This is a genomic window from Actinomycetospora chiangmaiensis DSM 45062 (assembly GCF_000379625.1).
Lineage (GTDB): Bacteria > Actinomycetota > Actinomycetes > Mycobacteriales > Pseudonocardiaceae > Actinomycetospora > Actinomycetospora chiangmaiensis.
Window position 1 is genome coordinate 74,150 of record NZ_KB903243.1, and the last position, 17,138, is coordinate 91,287.

The following is a 17,138-nucleotide window of genomic DNA, read 5'->3' on the forward strand; positions in this document are numbered from 1 at the left end:
CTGCCCCACGCCACCCTCGCGGTCGAAGCTCAACGCTCCCGGTCGTGGTGGGGCGGACGCTCGCGCTCGTAGAAGCTGCGGGTGTCGTCGTCGCGGCCGCGGTCGGCGTCGTCCCGCTCGTCGGCGCTCGCCGGCGAGGCGTCCCCGAACAGCGCCTCGCGGGCCCGGCGCCGGGCCGCCTCGGCGCGGTCGGGCTCGCTCAGTTCTCCTCCAGGCCCGAGAGCTCGGCGATGACGTGGGCGATCAGCGGCGTCAGCGTCGCCATGCCGTCGCGCACCGCGGCGCGGGAGGACGCGAGGTTCACCACGAGCGTCGAGCCGGACACGCCGACCAGCCCGCGGGAGAGGCCGGCGTCGACGGCGCCCGCGGCGAGCCCGGACGCGCGGATGGCCTCGGCGATCCCGGGGATGGGGCGGTCGAGCACGCCCGCCGTGGCGTCGGCCGTCACGGCGCGCGGGGACACCCCGGTGCCGCCGACGGTGATGACGACGTCCACGCCACCGATCACCGCGGTGTTCAACGCGTTGCGGATCGCCACCGAGTCGCCGGGCACCACGATCGTCCCGTCGACCACGAGGCCGGCCTCGCCGAGCAGCTCGGTGACCAGCGGGCCGGTGGTGTCGGTCAGTTCACCCGTGGAGACGCGGTCGTCCACGATCACGACGAGCGCCCGACCGAGCAGGTCGTCGCTGCCGCCCAGGTTCTCGATCGACGTCGTGCCCCGCGGGAGTTCCATACCCCAGACCCTAGTCGGCCCGCCCCGAACGCCTACCGTGACCGCCGTGCGCGTCCTCCTGACCGGCGGTGCCGGTTTCATCGGCTCCGCGATCGCCGACCAGCTCGCCGAACGTGGCCACACGCCCGTCCTCCTCGACGCCCTGCTCCCCCAGGCCCACGCCGACGGCAAGGCCCCGGAGTGGCTCGACCGCTACGAGCTCGTGCACGGCGACGTCCGTGACGCCGAGCTGCTCGACCGCCTCCTGCCCGACGTCGACGCGGTCTGTCACCAGGCCGCCATGGTCGGCCACGGCGTCGACCCCAACGACGCCCCGGCGTTCGCCGAGAACAACGACGTCGCGACCGCGGTCCTGCTCGCTGCGATGTACCGCTCGGGCCACCGCAGGCTCGTGATGGCGAGCTCGATGGTGGTCTACGGCGAGGGCCGCTACTCGTGCCCGGAGCACGGCGTGCAGCCGCCGCCCGCGCGGACCCAGGCCGACGTCGACGCCGGGCGCTACGACCTGCCCTGCCCTGTCTGCGGGCGCGACCTGCAGGGCGAGCTCATCCCCGAGGACGCCGCCCTCGAGCCGCGGTCCACCTACGCGGCGACCAAGCTCGCCCAGGAGCACCTCGCCGTCGCGTGGGCCCGCGCGACGGGCGGCCGGGTGTACGCGATGCGGTACCACAACGTCTACGGGCCCCGGATGCCGCAGAACACGCCGTACGCCGGCGTCGCCTCGATCTTCCGCTCGTCCCTGGAGCGCGGCGAGGCACCGCGGGTCATGGAGGACGGCCGGCAGCGACGCGACTTCGTGCACGTCAGCGACGTCGCCGGCGTCAACGTCGCCGCGCTCGAGGCCGCCGAGGACACCACACCGGCCGGCACCTGCACGCCGCTGAACGTCTGTTCCGGCGAGGTCCGCACGATCGCCGACCTGGCGAACCAGCTCGCCGAGGCCATGTCCGGCCCGGCCCCGCAGATCGTCGGCGGCGCCCGGCCCGGCGACGTCCGCCACGTCACCGCCGACCCCGCCCGTGCCGCGGAACTGCTCGGCTTCCGCGCCCGGGTCGGGTTCGCCGAGGGCATCACCCGCTTCGCCACCGACCCGCTGCGCGCCGCCATCCGTTCCTGACGGCGGGTCGGGACCGGTTTCGCACCGCACGAACGGGCCGTTCGTACGCCTGGAACGTACGAACGGCCCGTTCGTGCATCGCGGCCCGGCCACGCGACCTACCAGGTCGTGAGCAGCAGGCTGTTGACCAGCAGCGCCAGGACGGCCTGCGCCGCGAGCCACCACCGCGCCGAGCGGGGCGGCAGCAGGGCGCAGGCGAGCACCATCCACGTCCCGAACGGCAGCCAGATGCGCTCGACCTCGGACTTGGACAGCCCGGAGAGGTCGGCCGCGGCGACCGCGAGGACGGCCGCGCCGACGAGCAGGACCATGGCCGCGGGCACCTGCCGCGGCCACCAGGCGAGGCGGCGCAGGCCGACCACCACGGCGGGCCCGATCGCCAGCGCGAACGCGGCGAAGTTGGCCCAGACCCAGTAGCGGAACGGGCGCATGAGGCCGAACTCGCCGGGCTGGTAGTACCGGATCTTCACCTGGGTGTAGCCGTCGAACCAGAAGAACCCGCCGAGGTGGAACAGCACGACGACCACGACGACCCCGACGGCCGCGACGACCAGCGGCCACCACCGGCGCACGAGCACGGCGACCGCGACGGGCGCCAACCCGAACGCGGCCAGCCCGTAGGACAGGAAGAGGCTGGCACCGAAGGCGAGCCCGCCGAGCAGGCAGAGCGCCGAGCCGAGCACGCCGCGGCGCACGGCCCCGAGCGCGAAGAACGCCACCGCCCACGCGAAGACCGCCGCGAACATGCCGTCCGCCGAGACCCCGACCCACACCGCGCCGGGGAAGAGCACGCCGAAGGGGATGTACCGGCGGGCGAGGGACCGGCCGGTCTCCATCGCGTCGGCCGACAGCGGGAGCTCGACCGACCCGGGGCGCAGCGAGCCCCACCGGATGCCGCCGAGCGCGCCGATCGTGACCGCGACCGCCACCGCGGCGGAGGCGCCGACGAACAGCGTGACCAGCGAGGCCGCCTCGCCACCCGGCTTCCAGTACTCCGCGATCCAGACGTAGACCAGCGTCGCGAGCGGTGGGTGGCCCGAGGAGTGGGTGACCAGGGTGTCGGGGGTCATCCCGACGATGCGGCCGGCGAACGTCGTGAGGAACGGTCGCAGGCCCGGGTAGCGCCCGACCTCGACGAGGTACTCGGTGGGCGTGGCCAGCCGGCTGACGATCCCGACCTGGTAGCCGTCGATCAGGGCGAGGCTGAACGTCCAGGCGGCCGCGGCGAGGTAGGTCAGCAGGAGCAGGGGCCCCCAGCGCAGGCGCGCGGCGATGGTGGGGCCGGCGACGACGACCAGGACCGCGATGACGATCGCCGCGATCCCGCCGCGGTGGAAGTGCGGCAGCCACTCGGCGAGGACCGGCGGCCACCCGACGAGGATCTTCACCCCGCGGTGGATGGCGGCCCACCCGTAGAGGGCGGCCACCGCCACGAGCGCGCACCCGAGCGCGGCAGCGATCAGGTCGCCGCGCAGGCGGGGGCCCCGCCGTTCGGCCGTCCTGGGGACCTCGTCGTCCTGCGGGCGCGTCGGCCCGAGCACCGTGCTCATCGCCACGGAGGGTACGAACCCGACGTCAGGAGGCAGTGAGCAGGGCCCGGGCGGCGGGGAAAGGTGCTCCGATCGGCGCAGCTTTACCTCCGCTTCACGGCGGACGCGCGATGGCAACCCGGTTGCGCACGTCAGGAGCCGACCTCATAGCGTGACCAGGGTGAGCAGTCGTGTCGATGTGGTGCTCCCCTGTCTCAACGAGGTCGAGGCGCTGCCCGCGGTGCTGGACGCCCTCCCCGAGGGGTTCGACGCCGTCGTGGCCGACAACGGCTCCACCGACGGGACCCCGGAGCTCGCCGCCGGCCGCGGCGCGCTCGTCGTGCACGAGGAGCGCAAGGGCTACGGGGCGGCCGTCCACGCCGGACTCGAGGCCAGCCGCACCGAGGTCGTCGCGACCATCGACGCCGACGGGTCCCTCGACCCGGCTGAGCTCCCCGCCATGGTCCGGCTGCTGCTCGACACCGACGCCGACATCGTCGTCGGGCGCCGCGTCCCGGCGGCCCGCGGCGTCTGGCCCTGGCACGCCCGCGTGAGCAACCACGTGCTCTCCGGGCTGATGCGGGTGCAGGGCGTCGGGGTGCGCGACATCGCCCCGGTGCGGGTGGCCCGCCGCCAGGCGCTGCTCGACCTCGGCATCACCGACCGCGCCTTCGGCTACCCCCTCGAGCTGCTCATCCGGGCGGGTGCGGCGGGCTGGACGATCCGCGAGGTGGACGTCGCCTACCGGCCGCGGGCCGGCGGCCGCTCGAAGGTGTCCGGCTCGGTGCGCGGTACGGCACGGGCGGTACGCGACATGACGAAGGCCCTCGCCCGGACCCGCGCGCACGGCGCTTCGATCCGGGTGAACCGATGAGGACGCCGGCTGCGAACGCGTCGATCATGCAGGACGACCAAGCAGGGCCGGGCGGAGCGACGGGGGACGGTTCCGTCGGCCGGGTGGTGCTGGTGCTCGCGAAGGCACCGGTCGCCGGCCGCGCGAAGACCCGCCTCACCCCACCCGCGACCCCCCGGGGCGCGGCACGGATCGCGGCCGCCGCCCTCCTCGACACCCTCGACGCGGCCGCGGCCGTCCCGGGTGCACACGTGCTCGTCGCCCTCGAGGGTGACCTCGCCGACGCCGAGCGCGGCGACGAGATCGCGGCCCTCCTGGCGTCGCACACCGTCGTCCGGCAGCGGGGCGACGGGCTCGGCGAGCGCATCGAGGCCGTGCACGCCGACGCCGCCGACCTGTTCCCGGGTGCGGCGACCGTCCAGGTCGGCATGGACACCCCGCAGCTCGACGCGACGCGGCTCGACGACGCGCTGCGCACCGTCGAGAACGGTCGGGCGGCCGGGTTAGGTATCGCCCACGACGGCGGCTGGTGGGTCCTCGCGCTGCGCGACCCGCGCCGGGCGGCGATCATCTCCGCCATCCCGACCTCCCGTGACGACACCGGTCCCCGGACGCTCGCCGCACTCCGCGACGCCCTCGGCGACGACGCCGTGGCCGAGCTGGCGACGCTGTCCGACGTGGACACGGCCGACGATGCCGTCGCCGTGGCCGCCCTCGCGCCCGCCGGCCGGTTCGCCCGGGCGGTCGCGGACATCCTCGGCGACGGTGACGGGACGGCCGAACCCGGCGCCGCCCTGCACCCCCGCCCCACCCCAGCTGTGTCCGGAGGTGCCCGCCCGTGACATCGGTGTCTAGCCCCATGACCGAGCCGTTCGCCGTCGTGGACGCCGCGCGGGAGCGGTCGGGTTCCGACACGGACACGTTCGGCGGGACGGTGTTCGACGCCGCGCTCGCCGGGTTCGAGCACCGCCTCGTGCGCACCGACGGCGTGGTGCTGCCGCTCGCGGTCCAGCGTTGGCAGGACGACGCGGACGAGCTCGACGACTGGCTCCTCGAACGCTGCTCGGGCGCGACCCTCGACCTCGGTTGCGGGCCCGGCCGGCTCGTCGTCGCCCTCGCCGACCGCGGGGTCCCGGCCCTCGGCGTGGACGTCTCGGTCCAGGCCGTGCAGCGCTGCCTGCAGCGTGGCGCGGCCGTGCTGCACCGCGACGCGTTCGAGCGGCTCCCCGGCGAGGGCCGCTGGCAGCACGTGGTTCTCGCCGACGGCAACATCGGCATCGGGGGCGACCCCGTGGCACTGCTGCGGCGCTGCGACCAGCTGCTGACCGAGTCCGGCACCGTCCTGCTCGAGGTCGAGCCCGGCACGGGTCTCTGGCAGGGCGCGGCACACCTGGTGCGCGAGGACCACGAGGTGGACGCGGACGCCCCGCGCACGTGGTTCCCGTGGGCCGTGCTCGGCTCCGAGGCGGTCGACGAGGTCGCCGAGGCCGCCGGGCTGCGGGTCGTCGAGCGCTCCTGGTCGGAGTCCGCGCTGCCCGACCCGGCCGGCACCGCCCGGTCCGACGGTCGGGCGTTCGCCGTCCTCGCCCGCTAGCCCGGGGCAACCGGACCGGACCCGGTGGACCGGGGCCCGCCGGACCGGGCCCGCGGTCTACCGCCCGCCGATCACCTGGCTGCCGAGGGTCACCGCGACCGGCCGCGGTGCGGCGCCCACGGACACGACGGTCAGCGTGACCACCTGGCCGGGCGGGCTCGACTGCACCGCCGCCACGAGGGCGTTGGCGTCCTCGATGGGACGGTCGTCGACCCGGGTGACCAGGTCGTCCGGCTGCAGGCCCGCCGCGGAGGCGGGCGAGCCCGGGGTCACCGACGCCACCGTCGCGCCGCGGGCCCCACGGTCGGCCACCTGCACACCGATGATCGCCTGGGTGGCCCGGCCGGTCTCGACCAGCTCGGTGGCGATGCGGCGCGCGTGGTTCATCGGGATGGCGAAGCCGAGCCCGATCGACCCCCCCTCCTGCCCCGCGCCCCCGCCGGTGACGCTCGCGATCGCGGTGTTGATCCCGACGATGCGTCCCGCGGAGTCCGCGAGCGGGCCGCCGGAGTTGCCGGGGTTGATCGCCGCGTCGGTCTGGATGGCGTCGATGACGCTGCTCTGGTCGGCGGTCGAGCCCCCGGCGGCCACGGGGCGGCGCAGCGCGGAGACGATGCCGGAGGTCACCGTGCCGGAGAGCCCGAGCGGCGCGCCCACGGCGACGACGGCCTGTCCCTGCCGCAGCTCGTTCGAGTCCCCGAGCGTGGCCGGGCGCAGGTTCGCCACGCCCGTCGCGCGGACCACGGCGATGTCGGCCGCGGGCGCCGTGCCGACCAGGCTGACCGGCGCGGCCGAGCCGTCCGCGAACAGTGCCTGCAGGCCGCCGCTGCGCCCGGCCGCGAGCACGTGGTTGTTCGTCATGATCAGGCCGTCGGCGGAGATGATCACCCCGGAGCCCGCTCCCGACGACCCCACGATCTGCACCGTGCTCGGCAGCACGGTCGACGCGATGGCCTCCACCGACCCGGCCGGCGCCGGCGGCAGCGGGTCGGAGCCGCCCGACGCGTCGAGCGAGGACTGCGAGACCGACGACGAGGAGGCCAGGGAACCGGCGATCGCCCCGCCGACGAGGCCCGCTAGGAGCGCCACCAGCGCGACGAGGACGAGCCCGCGGCGCCCGACGCCCCCACGCCCGGCGTCGGGAACGGGCTCCGGGCGGCCCGGGCCGGGCGTGCTCCAGCCCGCCCCCGGATCGGCGGGGAAGCCGCCGGGCGGGGTCGCGGTCATGCCCGACGAGGGGGCGGGCCGGCCCCAGCCGAGATCGGCCCGCTCCGCGCCGGGGCCGCCGGAGGGCGTGCCCGACCACGAGCCGCCCGGCACCGGTCCGTCGGACCAGCGCACGCCGTACCCCGACCCGAGCCCCGGTCGCTCGACGGTGTCCGGGTCCAGTCCGACCCCCGGCTCCGCGGCCCCGCCGCTCCCCGCGCGCTCCGGCTCGCCGTCGTGACGCGGGGTCTCGCTCATGGCTCCCCAGCCTTCCTCATCGACGGCGCCCGAGCCGGGTGGGGAGGTCACGGTCCCGGCACGACCGATCGGGGATGATCGGAGGTGATGACGACCCGTCCGGACGACGACGCCGAGCGGCCCGGCCCGCCGTCGGGCTGGCACGTGCTGCTGGAGATCCCGCTGCGGCGGCGCGTGGCGATCCTCGTGTCGATCGGCGCCGGACTGCTGGTGGCGCTCATCGCGGTCGCGGTGTTCTTCACCGCCTATCGGGCGCTGTACGACCAGCTCGACGAGAGCCTGGTCGAGCGGGCCACCGCGGCGGCGTCGAGCGACCTCGCCGACCCGTCCATGCTCTACCGCGTCGTCTCCCCCGACGCGTTGGCGGCCGGCGACTACCGGGTCGCCATCGTGCTCGCGGACGGGCGCGCCCTGTCGATCCAGGGCAGCGTCCCGCCGATCGGTCCCCCGGAGTACGCGGTGGCCGCCGGGACCCCGGAGCCACCGCGGACCGGCGTCGTCGACGGGGCGCCGTACCGGGTGGTCGCGGTGCAGGCCGGCCGCGGCATCGCGCTGGTCCTCGCCCAGGAGCTGGAGCCCACGCGCCGGACGCTCTCCCGGCTGGCGATCGTGCTCGTCGTCGTGGGCGGGATCGGGGTCGTGCTCGCGGCGCTGACCGGGGTCGCGATCGCACGGGCCGGCCTGCGGCCGGTGGAGCGGCTGATCTCGGCGACCGAGCGGGTGGCGCGGACCGGCGACCTGCAGCCGATCACCGTCACCGGCGGCGACGAGATCGCCCGGCTCACCCGCAGCTTCAACGCCATGCTCGCCGCCCTGGCGTCGTCGATCGACCGCCAGCGACGCCTCGTCGCCGACGCCGGGCACGAGCTGCGTACCCCGCTCACCTCGCTGCGCACCAACCTGGAGCTGCTGGTCGCGGCCGAGCAGGGCGCCGCGTCCGGCCGTCCCGACGCGCCGCGCCTCTCCCCGGAGGACCGCGCCGAGCTCACCGCCGATCTCCGCGCCCAGATCGACGAGCTCGCCACGCTCGTCGGGGACGTGGTGGAACTCGCCCGCGACGACCCGCCCGAGGTCGCCGCCGAGCACCTCGACCTCTCCGAGGTGGTGGAACGGGCCCTGGACCGGGCCCGGCCGCGGGCTCCCGGCGTCACGTTCGCGGCGGAACTCGCGCCGCTGGAGATCGTCGGCGACGCCAGCGCGCTGGAGCGGGCGGTGCTCAACCTGCTCGACAACGCCGCGAAGTGGAGCCCGCCGGACGCCACCGTGACCGTGGTGCTGCGGGAGGGCGTCGCGCCCGAGCGGCCCGGGACCGCCGTCCTCGAGATCGCCGACGAGGGGCCCGGGATCGCCCCCGAGGAGCGGGAGCTCGTGTTCGACCGCTTCTTCCGCTCCGCCGACGCCCGCACCATGCCGGGCTCGGGACTCGGGCTCTCGATCGTCGCCCAGACCGCGACCCGCCACCACGGCGCCGTCTCCGCCGAGGAGGCACCGTCGGGCGGCGCGCTGCTGCGGCTGTGGCTGCCCCGGGCCTGACGTCAGGCCGCGCGAGCCGCCCCGACCCGTCGTCGGGACCCGAGCAGCACGGCCACGCAGGCCACCACGCCCTGCCCGGCGAGGTCGAGCGAGTCGACCGTCACCGCCGCCAGCCACGCGGCGGCGCGCCGGGCGTCGTCGAGTCCCGTCACTGCCACCCACCGTGCCACCGGGTCATCCACCCCTCGAGGATCTCGCGGGTCCATGAGCGACTCCAGGCGACGTTCGCATGAGTGTCCTGTGCACCGGTCCGCTCGTCCGGCCCAGCACTGCCCCGGCCGATCCGGACGACGGCGCCCGGTCGGGGTACGGACGGTCGTTCCGGGCGGCCCGATCGGCCGATCGGTCACCGGTTCGGTCGCATCCGTGTCGCGGGGCCCGTCGTTGGGAAGACGTGGACGGGACGGCGACCGGACGCGGGAGGGACCGATGACCTCGATCCTGCCGCGGCACACCCGGACACCGGAGCCGCCCCGGCCGTCCCGCACCCGGCTCGTCCTCGCCGCCGTCCTCGCGGGCGCCGCGGTCGCGATCCCGGTCGCGCTGTCCGGTGGCCAGCCCGCGGCAGCGCCCGCCCCGCCCCCGCCGGCGCTCGCCACGGGCGACGTCCCCGCCACGACGAGCGCGCGGGTCGACCCGCTCGCCGCCGGGCGTGCCCTGGCGGCGCGTCCCGCGACCGGCGACGGGGTGTTCGACAGCGCCGTCGGCGACTTCGCCGCCCACTTCGACGACTCCGGCGGCTCCGGTCTCGTCGACGGTTCCCCGCTCCCGCGGGTGGTCGACGGGCCCGGCATGCGCTTCACGATCCCGGGCGGCGCGAAGCGCGCCGAGGTCCTGCCGCAGCTGCCCGAGTACCACCAGGGCGACGACCTCTGGGTGCACGACGTCAGCCGGCTGCAGGGGCTGCCGACCGACACCGGCACCTGGCAGCTCGTCCTGCAGTGGCACCAGCGGGCCAACACCGGGTCGCCGCCGATCGCACTGGAGGCCGGACGCGGTCGGCTGCGGCTGGCCAACGTCGGCACCGACCAGCAGGACCTCGGGGCGCTCCGCCCGGACGACACCCTCGACGTCGTGCTGCACGTGCACTTCTCGCGCTCGTCGTCCGACGCGGTCGTCGACGTCTGGCGCGACGGACGGCCGGCACTGCTCGGCTACCACCCGCCGCGCGGCACCCTGCTCGACGGCGGGGACTACCTCAAGCTCGGCCTCTACCGCGACCCGTCGATCACGCAGGGCTCCTCGATGACGACGACGCGGCTCGTCGCCGGGCCCAGCGCGGACGCCATCAACGTCGCGGGCATCACGCCGGGCCGTTGACGCGTCAGGCGTCGGCGCGCAGCACGTACCCCACGCCCCGCACGGTGTGGATCAGCCGCGGCTCGCCGTCGGACTCGGTCTTGCGGCGCAGGTAGCCGATGTAGACCTCGAGGGCGTTGCCCGTCGTCGGGAAGTCGTAGCCCCACACCTCCTCGAGGATGCGGCTGCGGGTGAGCACGCGCCGCGGGTTGGCGATGAGCAGCTCGAGCAGGCTGAACTCGGTGCGGGTGAGCGTGATCGGCCGCTCGCCACGCGTCACGTCGCGCGTCACGGGGTCGAGCGACAGGTCGCCGAAGGTCAGCGGGTCGGGCGTGTCGTCGCGGTCCTCCGGGTTGGTGCGCCGCAGCAGGGCCCGCAGCCGCGCGAGGAGCTCCTCGAGCGCGAAGGGCTTGGCGAGGTAGTCGTCGGCCCCGGCATCGAGCCCGGCCACGCGGTCGGACACCGCCTCCCGGGCGGTGAGGACCAGCACCGGCAGGTCGTCCCCCGCGCTGCGCAGCCGCCGGCACACCTCGAGACCGTCCAGGCGCGGCATCATCACGTCGAGCACGAGCGCATCGGGGCGTGCGTGCGCGATGGTGTCGAGCGCCTGCTGGCCGTCGTGGGCCAGCTCGACCTGGTAGCCGTTGAACGCCAGGGACCGGCGCAGCGAGTCGCGCACGGCCCGGTCGTCGTCGACGACGAGGATCCGCATGGCTCCACTATGGCCAGGAGTCCTGAGAGGGGCCTGAGGTGGCTCCGCCAGGTGAGCACTCAGTGGGCCTATGACCCCACTGAGTGCTCACCTGCGCAGCACCTAGAACTCCACCCGCGCCAGCCCCACGACCTCGGCGCGCCAGTCCGCGTACGCCTGGCCGATGGCGGCGTCGTCGGCGGTCTGCTCCGTCGGGCCCTTCGGGCCGGTCCCGGTGACCTTGGCGGCGATCTGCTCGGCGGTCCACGACGAGTTCGCCACCCGCACGGTCAGGCGCTCCGGTGCCCGCTCGGCGCGCAGCGCGTGGGCGAGCACGCGCAGCATCGCGGCGCGGGCGTCGGCGTCGTCGGGGGCGTCGACGTCGACGTTGGTCTGCCCGCCGACGAGCAGGACGTCCGCGCCCGGCGCCAGGGTCGGCAGCACGGTCGCGGCCGCGCGGAAGCGGGAGAGCATGCCCTGGGTGAGGAACTGCTCGACCTTCGCGACGACGCTGCCCTCGGTCGGCGTCATCGCCACCGGCAGCTGGACGTACCCGTCGAACGTCCGCCCGGTCACGACCTCGCCGAGACGACCCGGGTCGTCCACCACGACGGCCTCGGCGCCCGCCGCCTTCACCGCGGCCGCCACCTGCTCGAGCCGCTCGCCACCACCGGTCACCAGCACCGTCGTCATGGTGCGGAACCCTAACCAGCGCGGCGGGCTCCCGGCAGGGGCGAGATCGGTTCAGCGGGCCGGACCATAGATCGCCACGACCTCCGCGGCCCGGTCCGCCATCGCCGCGCGGACCTCGGCGGGGCCGAGCACCTCGACCGCGCCGCCGAACCCGAGCAGCGCGCCGACCGCGGCGCCGACGGCCCGGAAGACCAGCTCGAGCCCGGCGTCGTCGGTCCGGGGCGGCTCGACGAGCTGCGGGGCCACCACGCGCAGCAGGCGCTCGCGCCACGCGGGGTCCACCGCCACCTGCACGACGACGGGGTCGGATGCGGTCTCGAGCCGGTCCCGCAGCTCGCTCCACACCGTGTCGAGGTCCCGGTCGTCGGGTCGGCGGGCCGGGGCACCGGTGGTCTCGGCCGCCTCGACCCGGTCCACCCGGAACATCCGCGGCACGCCCCGCCGCGCGGCGACGAGGTACCAGACGCCGGCCTTGCTGACGAGCCCGTAGGGGTCGACCGTCGAGGTGCCCGTCGTCCCCGACGAGGCTGAGCGGTAGCGCAGCCGCACGCGCTCGTCGGCCGCGACGGCACGCTCCAGGACGGTCAGCGCCGGCGTATCGGCCGTCGGACGCCGCCAGCCGTGCGACTCCATGATCACGGTGCGACGGGCGCGCGCGATGTCGGTGCGCCGCGCCTCGGGCACCGCCGCGAGCAACTTGCGGACCGCCGACGCGAGCTCGCGGCCCAGGTCGCCCGCCTGGTCGGTGAGCGCCAGCAGGGCCCGCATCTCGGTGTCGGTGAGCCCGGAGACGTCGGTGCGGAACCCGGGCATGAGCACCACCCCGCCGTGCCGCCCCCGCTCGGCGTACACCGGCACGCCCGCCGCCGAGAGCGCCTCGACGTCGCGCGCCACGGTCCGTGTGGACACCTCGAGCCGCCGCGCGATCTCCGGCGCGGACAGCCGCCCGTGGGCCTGCAGGAGCAGGAGGGTCGCGAGCAGCCGGTCCGAGCGCATGGTGCGGAGATTCTTGCAGAATCACGACAGCACGTGTCCGGTATCGCGGCGCATCGTGCTGCTCATGACTCTCACTCCTTGCGGCAGCGGAGCGTCGTTGCTGTCATCCAGCGGCAGGAACGCCACATCGTCGACACACCTCGTCCGGCCCGACGGCCCGTTCTCGCTCGGCGCCAGCCGCTCCTCGGTGATGCGCTGGGCGCCGGTCGCGCGGTACGGGCACGACGACGGGCCCCTCGTCCTCGGCGCGATCGCGGACGACGACCTCGCACCGCTCGCGATCACGGCCACCCAGGAACGCCCCGACGGCCCGGTCACCGTCACGACGACGGGCACCGGCTCCCCGGAGCGCGCTCTCGCCCAGGCCGGCCGCATCCTCTCGCTGGACCACTCCGGCGCCGGACTGTCCGACGTGGCCGAGCGCGATCCCGCCGTCGGGACCGTCCTCGCCGCCCACCCGGGCCGGCGCCCGGTCCTGTTCCCGTCGGTCTACGAGGCGGCCGCGTGGGCCGTGATCTCGCCGCGCATCGGGAAGGCCCGCGCGGCCACCCTGACCCGACGTCTCGCCGCCGAGCACGGCACCCGCCTCGCCGGCGTCGACTGCTTCCCCACCCCGACGACGCTGCTCGGGCTCGAGGGGATCCCCGGGCTGGCCGACGAGAAGGTGCGTCGGCTGCACGGCGTCGCGCGGGCGGCCCTCGACGGCGACCTCGACGTCGACCGGCTCCGCGCCCTCGGTCCCGTCGGCGCCCGGGCCGCCCTGCGACGCGTCCGCGGGATCGGCGAGTTCTGGTCCTCGGGCGTCTGGCTGCGCGCCTGCGGCGTGGTCGACGAGTGGCCGGACGAGCCGCTCGCCACCGCCGCCCTCGCGCGGCTGCACGGCCGCGACCCGGCCGACTACGCCGACCCGGCCGTCCTCGCCGCCGCCACCGCACCCCTCGCCCCGTACCGCATGTGGATCGCGTTCCTGCTCCGCATCACGAACGCCTGAAGGAGACCGTCGTGACCGACCCCCGCCCTCTCCTGTACCGCGCCGCCGAGCAGGTCGGCGCCCTGCTCGGCCCCGACCTCCGGCTCGACGCCCCCACCCCGTGCGAGGGCTGGACCGTCGGGGACCTGCTGGCCCACCTCGTCAGAGTGCACCGCCGGGTCGCCCACGTCGGCCGCGGCGGCCACCCCTTCGACCTGCCCCACCAGACCCCCGTCGAGGACTACGCCGACGCCTTCGCCGACGGCCGCCGCGAGATCGCGGACGTCTGGGACGACGACGCCGTGCTCGACCGGCAACTGGCGGTGCCGTGGGGCACCGTGCCCGGCCGGGCGGCCGCGTGGGGCTACGTCCGGGAGTTCACGGCGCACGGCTGGGACCTCGCGGTCGCCCTCGACGTCGTCGACGTCCTCGACCCGGAGCTGGCCGGGGCCGCCCTCGAGGTGGCCCGGGCGTCGCTGCCGGCGCAGCCGCGCGGAGGCGACATCCCGTTCGGCCCCGTCGTCGAGGTCGGCGAGGACGCCGGGCCCTACGACCGGCTCGTCGCCTGGCTCGGCCGCGACCCCTCCCGCGTCCGGGCCTGAGCCTTCCCGACGACGGGTGCGCCGCACCCGTCGTCGGGAAGGGGCTCGGAGGTCCCGCGGGTTCGCGTCCCGGAGTCGCGCAGGATGGCCCCATGACCGACATCGATCCCGACGAGGCCCGGCGCCGGCTGGCCGCCGGCGAGGCGGTGCTCGTGGACGTCCGCGAGCCCGACGAGTGGGCGGCCGGGCACGCCCCGGACTCCCTGCACCGACCGCTCGGCGACCTCGACCCCGCAGAGTTCGCGGGCCGCAGCGTCGTCACCACCTGCCGCGGCGGCGGGCGCGGCGGCCGGGCGGCGCAGCAGCTCGCCGACGCCGGCGTCGACGCCGTGAACCTCGGCGGCGGGCTGACCGCGTGGTCGGGCGCGGGGCACCCGCTCGTCCGCGACGACGGCACACCCGGCACGCTCGACCGATGAGCCTCGACGACACCCTCGACCGGTGGCACGCGATGGTGGAGCGGCGGGACATGAGCGGGCTGGAGGAGATCGTCGCGCCCGACGCGGTCTTCCGCTCCCCCGTCGCGCACTCGCCGTACCCGTCGCGGGCGGCGGTGGTGCTCGCCCTGCGGACCGTGCTCACCGTCTTCGAGGACTTCCGATACCACCGGACGTTCCGCACCGGGTCGGACGCGGTGCTCGAGTTCTCGGCGACGGTCGACGGCAAGGCCCTGCGCGGGGTGGACCTCATCCACGTCGACGACGACGGGCTCATCACCGAGTTCGAGGTGATGGTCCGGCCGCTGTCCGGCCTGCAGGCCCTCGGCGCCGCGATGGCACAACGGATCGGTGCGCAACTGACCACGTTCAAGGACGCCTGAGCGCGGGCAGTCAGGGCCCCGTGACGACGATCGCGATCATCGGGGCCGGACCGGGACTGGGCGCGGCGACCGCGCGACGCTTCGGGGCGGAGGGCTTCGACGTCGCCCTCGTCTCCCGCAACCTCGACCGTGCCCGGGGGCTGGCGGCCGACCTCGCCGGCGAGGGCGTCGCCGCCCACGGGTTCGCCACCGACGCGCGCGACCCGGCCGCCCTGGCTCGCACGCTCGAGTCGATCACCGAGACCGTCGGGCCGATCGAGGTGCTGCAGTACAGCCCGCTGCCGCAGAAGGACTTCCTGCGCCCCGTGCTGGAGACGACCGCCGCCGACCTCGTCGGGCCGGTCGAGACGTCGATCTACGGCCCGGTCGCCGCGGTGCACCAGGTGCTGCCCGGGATGCGGTACCTGAAGCGCGGCACCGTGCTGTTCGTCAACGGCGGGTCGGGCGCGCGGCCAGCCGCGGCCGTTGCGGGGACGTCGATCGCGTTCGCCGGGCTCGGCGCCTTCGCGACGATGCTGCACGACGAGGTGGCCGGCGACGGCATCCACGTCGCGCAGCTGATCATCCCCGGGGCGATCGAGCCGAGGCACCCGCGCAAGGACCCGGCCGTCCTCGCCGAGACGCTGTGGTCGATGCACACCGGCCGTGACGAGTTTCGGGTGTTCGCCGAGGAGATGTGACCTCCGGTCGCCGTCCCGCCCCGCGAGGGTGACGTGGGGCAGGTCTCCGGTGCTCCAGACCTGCCTGATGTACGTCTCGCGCGGCACGGCGCCCCGCTGCGGCTACGCTGCACCCGGGCCCCCGTAGCTCAGGGGATAGAGCACCGCTCTCCTAAAGCGGGTGTCGCAGGTTCGAATCCTGCCGGGGGCGCCCTCAGGTCGGGACTGGATCCGGGTCCGCTGCCGCTGTCAGAGGCGCAGGCGTGGCATCCGCGCCGGGCGACCGCCCGCCATGAGCGCGGCGCACAGCACGACCATGACCTGCACCATCCAGACGGTCAGCACGAGCGTGTACCGCATCATGAGGAACATCAGTCGGAACATCATGAAGCAGAGCGAGATCACCGCGCCCACGTGAACCCCCCGGACGTCTGCAGCCCCGACCATCGGCGCTGACGCTCACTGCGTCGAACACCTGGCGGGCCCCGTTACGGGGTGTGCGATCCCGCCACTCGGCTGGAGCAGTCGACCGAGATGTGCCTCGACGCGACGACCACAGGTTCGCCTCGTGCCAGGGCACCCTCAGGTCAGCGCCGAGAGCGTGACCGCCGCGAGGCCCCGTCGGGCGGTGCGCTCCAGCAGCCCGTCGACGGTGGCGGCGACCCCGGACCGGCGTGGTCCCTCGTGCAGCACGACGACCGTGCCCCGACGGACCACCGGGGCGAGCCACGCGGCGCTCGTGGCGGTCCCGGCCCCGGCCCCGGCGATCGCCACGGCGCTGCCCAGGACGCAGCGCAGCCCCTCCTCCTCCGCGACCGTCACGTGCCGCGCCGTCGGCCACCCGGAGCCGGGCCGGAACCAGCGCACCGGACCGTGGGTCACGAGCACCCGTTGGGTCGCACGCAGGTCGTCCCGGAACTCGTCGGGCCCGAGCCGCCACGTCGGCCGGTCGCGCCAGGTGTGGTTGCCGATCTCGTGGCCCTCCCGCGCGATCCGGGCGACCAGCTCCGGGTGCGCGGCGGCCCGCTCCCCGATGAGGAAGAACGTCGCGTGCGCGCCGTGTCGGCGCAGGACGTCGAGCAGGGCGGGCGTCGTCGCCGGGTCGGGCCCGTCGTCGACGGTCAGCGCGAACCGGGGCGACCGGGTCGGCACGAAGAACAGCACCCGCCCGCGCAGGACGGGCTCGATCACGCTCAGCACGACGATGTGGCTTTCCTGGCGTTCAGTGGCAGCAGTGACGCATTGCTTGCACGCAGGTCAGCGCTTCCGGCAGGCCTCGTAGATGGCGCGGTACTGCTCCCCGCTGATCCGGCCGTCCGCGTGCGCGGCGTCCATGGTCTTGACCCACCCGCCGTCGGGAAAGGGATCGGTGTCGCCGAGGCTGGTGCCCGCGGGGGTCGCGTCGGGCCACTCGTGGGCGGCGAGCGCCGTGACGGTCTCGTCCAACGAGACCCGGCCGGCCTCGAGGTCCAGCAGCCACCGGTCCGGCACCGAGTCACCCGGTCGCCACGATCCCGCCATCGTCGCCTCCCTGCGATCTGGATCACACCGTCGTCCCGAGTATCGCCACCGTTCCCGCTTC

21 protein-coding genes and 1 tRNA gene are annotated in these 17,138 nt (G+C 75.5%); 12 read left to right on the top strand and 10 right to left on the bottom strand.

All coding sequences use genetic code 11. The annotated features are described in order from the left end of the window. Positions 1 to 199: 199 nt before the first annotated feature. Complete coding sequence (locus A3CO_RS33305; protein WP_018333979.1) at positions 200 to 736, bottom strand: MogA/MoaB family molybdenum cofactor biosynthesis protein; 537 nt, start codon at positions 734 to 736, stop codon at positions 200 to 202. Positions 737 to 782: 46 nt separating this feature from the next. Between A3CO_RS33305 and A3CO_RS0119775 the strand changes: the two genes are divergently transcribed. After that, a complete protein-coding gene (locus A3CO_RS0119775; protein WP_026204797.1) occupies positions 783 to 1,853 on the top strand; it encodes an NAD-dependent epimerase/dehydratase family protein in 1,071 nt (356 codons plus the stop codon). 98 nt (positions 1,854 to 1,951) lie between these two features. Here A3CO_RS0119775 and A3CO_RS0119780 read toward each other — a convergent pair whose 3' ends face one another. Beyond that, a complete protein-coding gene (locus A3CO_RS0119780; protein WP_084682113.1) occupies positions 1,952 to 3,403 on the bottom strand; it encodes a hypothetical protein in 1,452 nt (483 codons plus the stop codon). A 160-nt stretch (positions 3,404 to 3,563) separates the two neighbouring features. Between A3CO_RS0119780 and A3CO_RS33310 the strand changes: the two genes are divergently transcribed. The 3 genes from A3CO_RS33310 to A3CO_RS33315 are packed head-to-tail and all read left to right on the top strand — an operon-like array spanning position 3,564 to position 5,829. Continuing rightward, on the top strand, positions 3,564 to 4,256 hold the full coding sequence (locus A3CO_RS33310) for a glycosyltransferase family 2 protein (protein WP_033414712.1): 693 nt from the start codon (positions 3,564 to 3,566) through the stop codon (positions 4,254 to 4,256). A 26-nt stretch (positions 4,257 to 4,282) separates the two neighbouring features. After that, positions 4,283 to 5,077, top strand: a complete 795-nt coding sequence (locus A3CO_RS0119790; RefSeq protein ID WP_084682084.1) for a TIGR04282 family arsenosugar biosynthesis glycosyltransferase — start codon at positions 4,283 to 4,285, stop codon at positions 5,075 to 5,077. Positions 5,078 to 5,094: 17 nt separating this feature from the next. After that, positions 5,095 to 5,829, top strand: coding sequence for a class I SAM-dependent methyltransferase (locus A3CO_RS33315; protein WP_018333984.1), 735 nt, complete (start codon positions 5,095 to 5,097; stop codon positions 5,827 to 5,829). A 57-nt stretch (positions 5,830 to 5,886) separates the two neighbouring features. Here the strand turns inward: A3CO_RS33315 and A3CO_RS33320 are convergent, their stop codons facing one another. Then, positions 5,887 to 7,293 (bottom strand): S1C family serine protease, encoded by a 1,407-nt coding sequence (locus A3CO_RS33320; RefSeq protein ID WP_018333985.1) that lies wholly within the window; start codon positions 7,291 to 7,293, stop codon positions 5,887 to 5,889. Between the two features lie 87 nt (positions 7,294 to 7,380). On the opposite strand from A3CO_RS33320, the gene A3CO_RS0119805 reads away from it, so the two are divergent. Next, positions 7,381 to 8,826 (top strand): HAMP domain-containing sensor histidine kinase, encoded by a 1,446-nt coding sequence (locus tag A3CO_RS0119805; protein WP_018333986.1) that lies wholly within the window; start codon positions 7,381 to 7,383, stop codon positions 8,824 to 8,826. 2 nt (positions 8,827 to 8,828) lie between these two features. On the opposite strand, the gene A3CO_RS38290 is transcribed toward A3CO_RS0119805, so the two are convergent. After that, a complete protein-coding gene (locus tag A3CO_RS38290; RefSeq protein ID WP_018333987.1) occupies positions 8,829 to 8,978 on the bottom strand; it encodes a hypothetical protein in 150 nt (49 codons plus the stop codon). 277 nt (positions 8,979 to 9,255) lie between these two features. Between A3CO_RS38290 and A3CO_RS0119815 the strand changes: the two genes are divergently transcribed. After that, the gene (locus tag A3CO_RS0119815) at positions 9,256 to 10,146 is read left to right on the top strand and encodes a heparin lyase I family protein (RefSeq protein ID WP_018333988.1); all 891 of its coding nucleotides are present in this window, start codon (positions 9,256 to 9,258) and stop codon (positions 10,144 to 10,146) included. Between the two features lie 4 nt (positions 10,147 to 10,150). Here the strand turns inward: A3CO_RS0119815 and A3CO_RS0119820 are convergent, their stop codons facing one another. The 3 genes from A3CO_RS0119820 to A3CO_RS0119830 all read right to left on the bottom strand — a co-directional run bounded on the left by A3CO_RS0119820 (position 10,151) and on the right by A3CO_RS0119830 (position 12,505). Continuing rightward, a complete protein-coding gene (locus tag A3CO_RS0119820; protein WP_018333989.1) occupies positions 10,151 to 10,837 on the bottom strand; it encodes a response regulator transcription factor in 687 nt (228 codons plus the stop codon). Positions 10,838 to 10,939: 102 nt separating this feature from the next. Then, positions 10,940 to 11,509 (bottom strand): hypothetical protein, encoded by a 570-nt coding sequence (locus A3CO_RS0119825; RefSeq protein WP_018333990.1) that lies wholly within the window; start codon positions 11,507 to 11,509, stop codon positions 10,940 to 10,942. 51 nt (positions 11,510 to 11,560) lie between these two features. Beyond that, positions 11,561 to 12,505 carry a helix-turn-helix transcriptional regulator gene (locus A3CO_RS0119830; protein ID WP_018333991.1) on the bottom strand — a complete coding sequence of 315 codons (945 nt, stop codon included), beginning with the start codon at positions 12,503 to 12,505 and terminating at the stop codon, positions 11,561 to 11,563. Between the two features lie 64 nt (positions 12,506 to 12,569). Here A3CO_RS0119830 and A3CO_RS33325 point away from each other — a divergent pair, with 64 nt between their 5' ends. From A3CO_RS33325 to A3CO_RS0119860, 6 genes are all read left to right on the top strand, one after another. Then, the gene (locus tag A3CO_RS33325; protein ID WP_157647722.1) at positions 12,570 to 13,496 is read left to right on the top strand and encodes a DNA-3-methyladenine glycosylase family protein; all 927 of its coding nucleotides are present in this window, start codon (positions 12,570 to 12,572) and stop codon (positions 13,494 to 13,496) included. An 11-nt stretch (positions 13,497 to 13,507) separates the two neighbouring features. Beyond that, a complete protein-coding gene (locus A3CO_RS0119840) occupies positions 13,508 to 14,077 on the top strand; it encodes a TIGR03086 family metal-binding protein (protein WP_018333993.1) in 570 nt (189 codons plus the stop codon). 92 nt (positions 14,078 to 14,169) lie between these two features. Then, entirely contained in the window at positions 14,170 to 14,496 is a 327-nt protein-coding gene (locus A3CO_RS0119845) for a rhodanese-like domain-containing protein (RefSeq protein WP_018333994.1), read from the top strand. Then, the gene (locus A3CO_RS0119850) at positions 14,493 to 14,897 is read left to right on the top strand and encodes a nuclear transport factor 2 family protein (protein WP_018333995.1); all 405 of its coding nucleotides are present in this window, start codon (positions 14,493 to 14,495) and stop codon (positions 14,895 to 14,897) included. Before A3CO_RS0119845 ends, A3CO_RS0119850 begins: the two co-directional genes overlap by 4 nt. Positions 14,898 to 14,917: 20 nt before the next feature. Next, on the top strand, positions 14,918 to 15,577 hold the full coding sequence (locus A3CO_RS0119855) for an SDR family NAD(P)-dependent oxidoreductase (RefSeq protein WP_018333996.1): 660 nt from the start codon (positions 14,918 to 14,920) through the stop codon (positions 15,575 to 15,577). A gap of 117 nt (positions 15,578 to 15,694) precedes the next feature. Then, a tRNA-Arg gene (locus A3CO_RS0119860) sits at positions 15,695 to 15,767 on the top strand. Between the two features lie 38 nt (positions 15,768 to 15,805). On the opposite strand, the gene A3CO_RS38295 is transcribed toward A3CO_RS0119860, so the two are convergent. From A3CO_RS38295 to A3CO_RS0119875, 3 genes are all read right to left on the bottom strand, one after another. Then, positions 15,806 to 15,970 carry a hypothetical protein gene (locus tag A3CO_RS38295; RefSeq protein ID WP_018333997.1) on the bottom strand — a complete coding sequence of 55 codons (165 nt, stop codon included), beginning with the start codon at positions 15,968 to 15,970 and terminating at the stop codon, positions 15,806 to 15,808. Between the two features lie 168 nt (positions 15,971 to 16,138). Further along, positions 16,139 to 16,747, bottom strand: a complete 609-nt coding sequence (locus tag A3CO_RS33330) for a polysaccharide deacetylase family protein (RefSeq protein WP_051086018.1) — start codon at positions 16,745 to 16,747, stop codon at positions 16,139 to 16,141. A 66-nt stretch (positions 16,748 to 16,813) separates the two neighbouring features. Next, complete coding sequence (locus A3CO_RS0119875; protein ID WP_018333999.1) at positions 16,814 to 17,077, bottom strand: hypothetical protein; 264 nt, start codon at positions 17,075 to 17,077, stop codon at positions 16,814 to 16,816. Between the last annotated feature and the right edge of the window lie 61 nt (positions 17,078 to 17,138).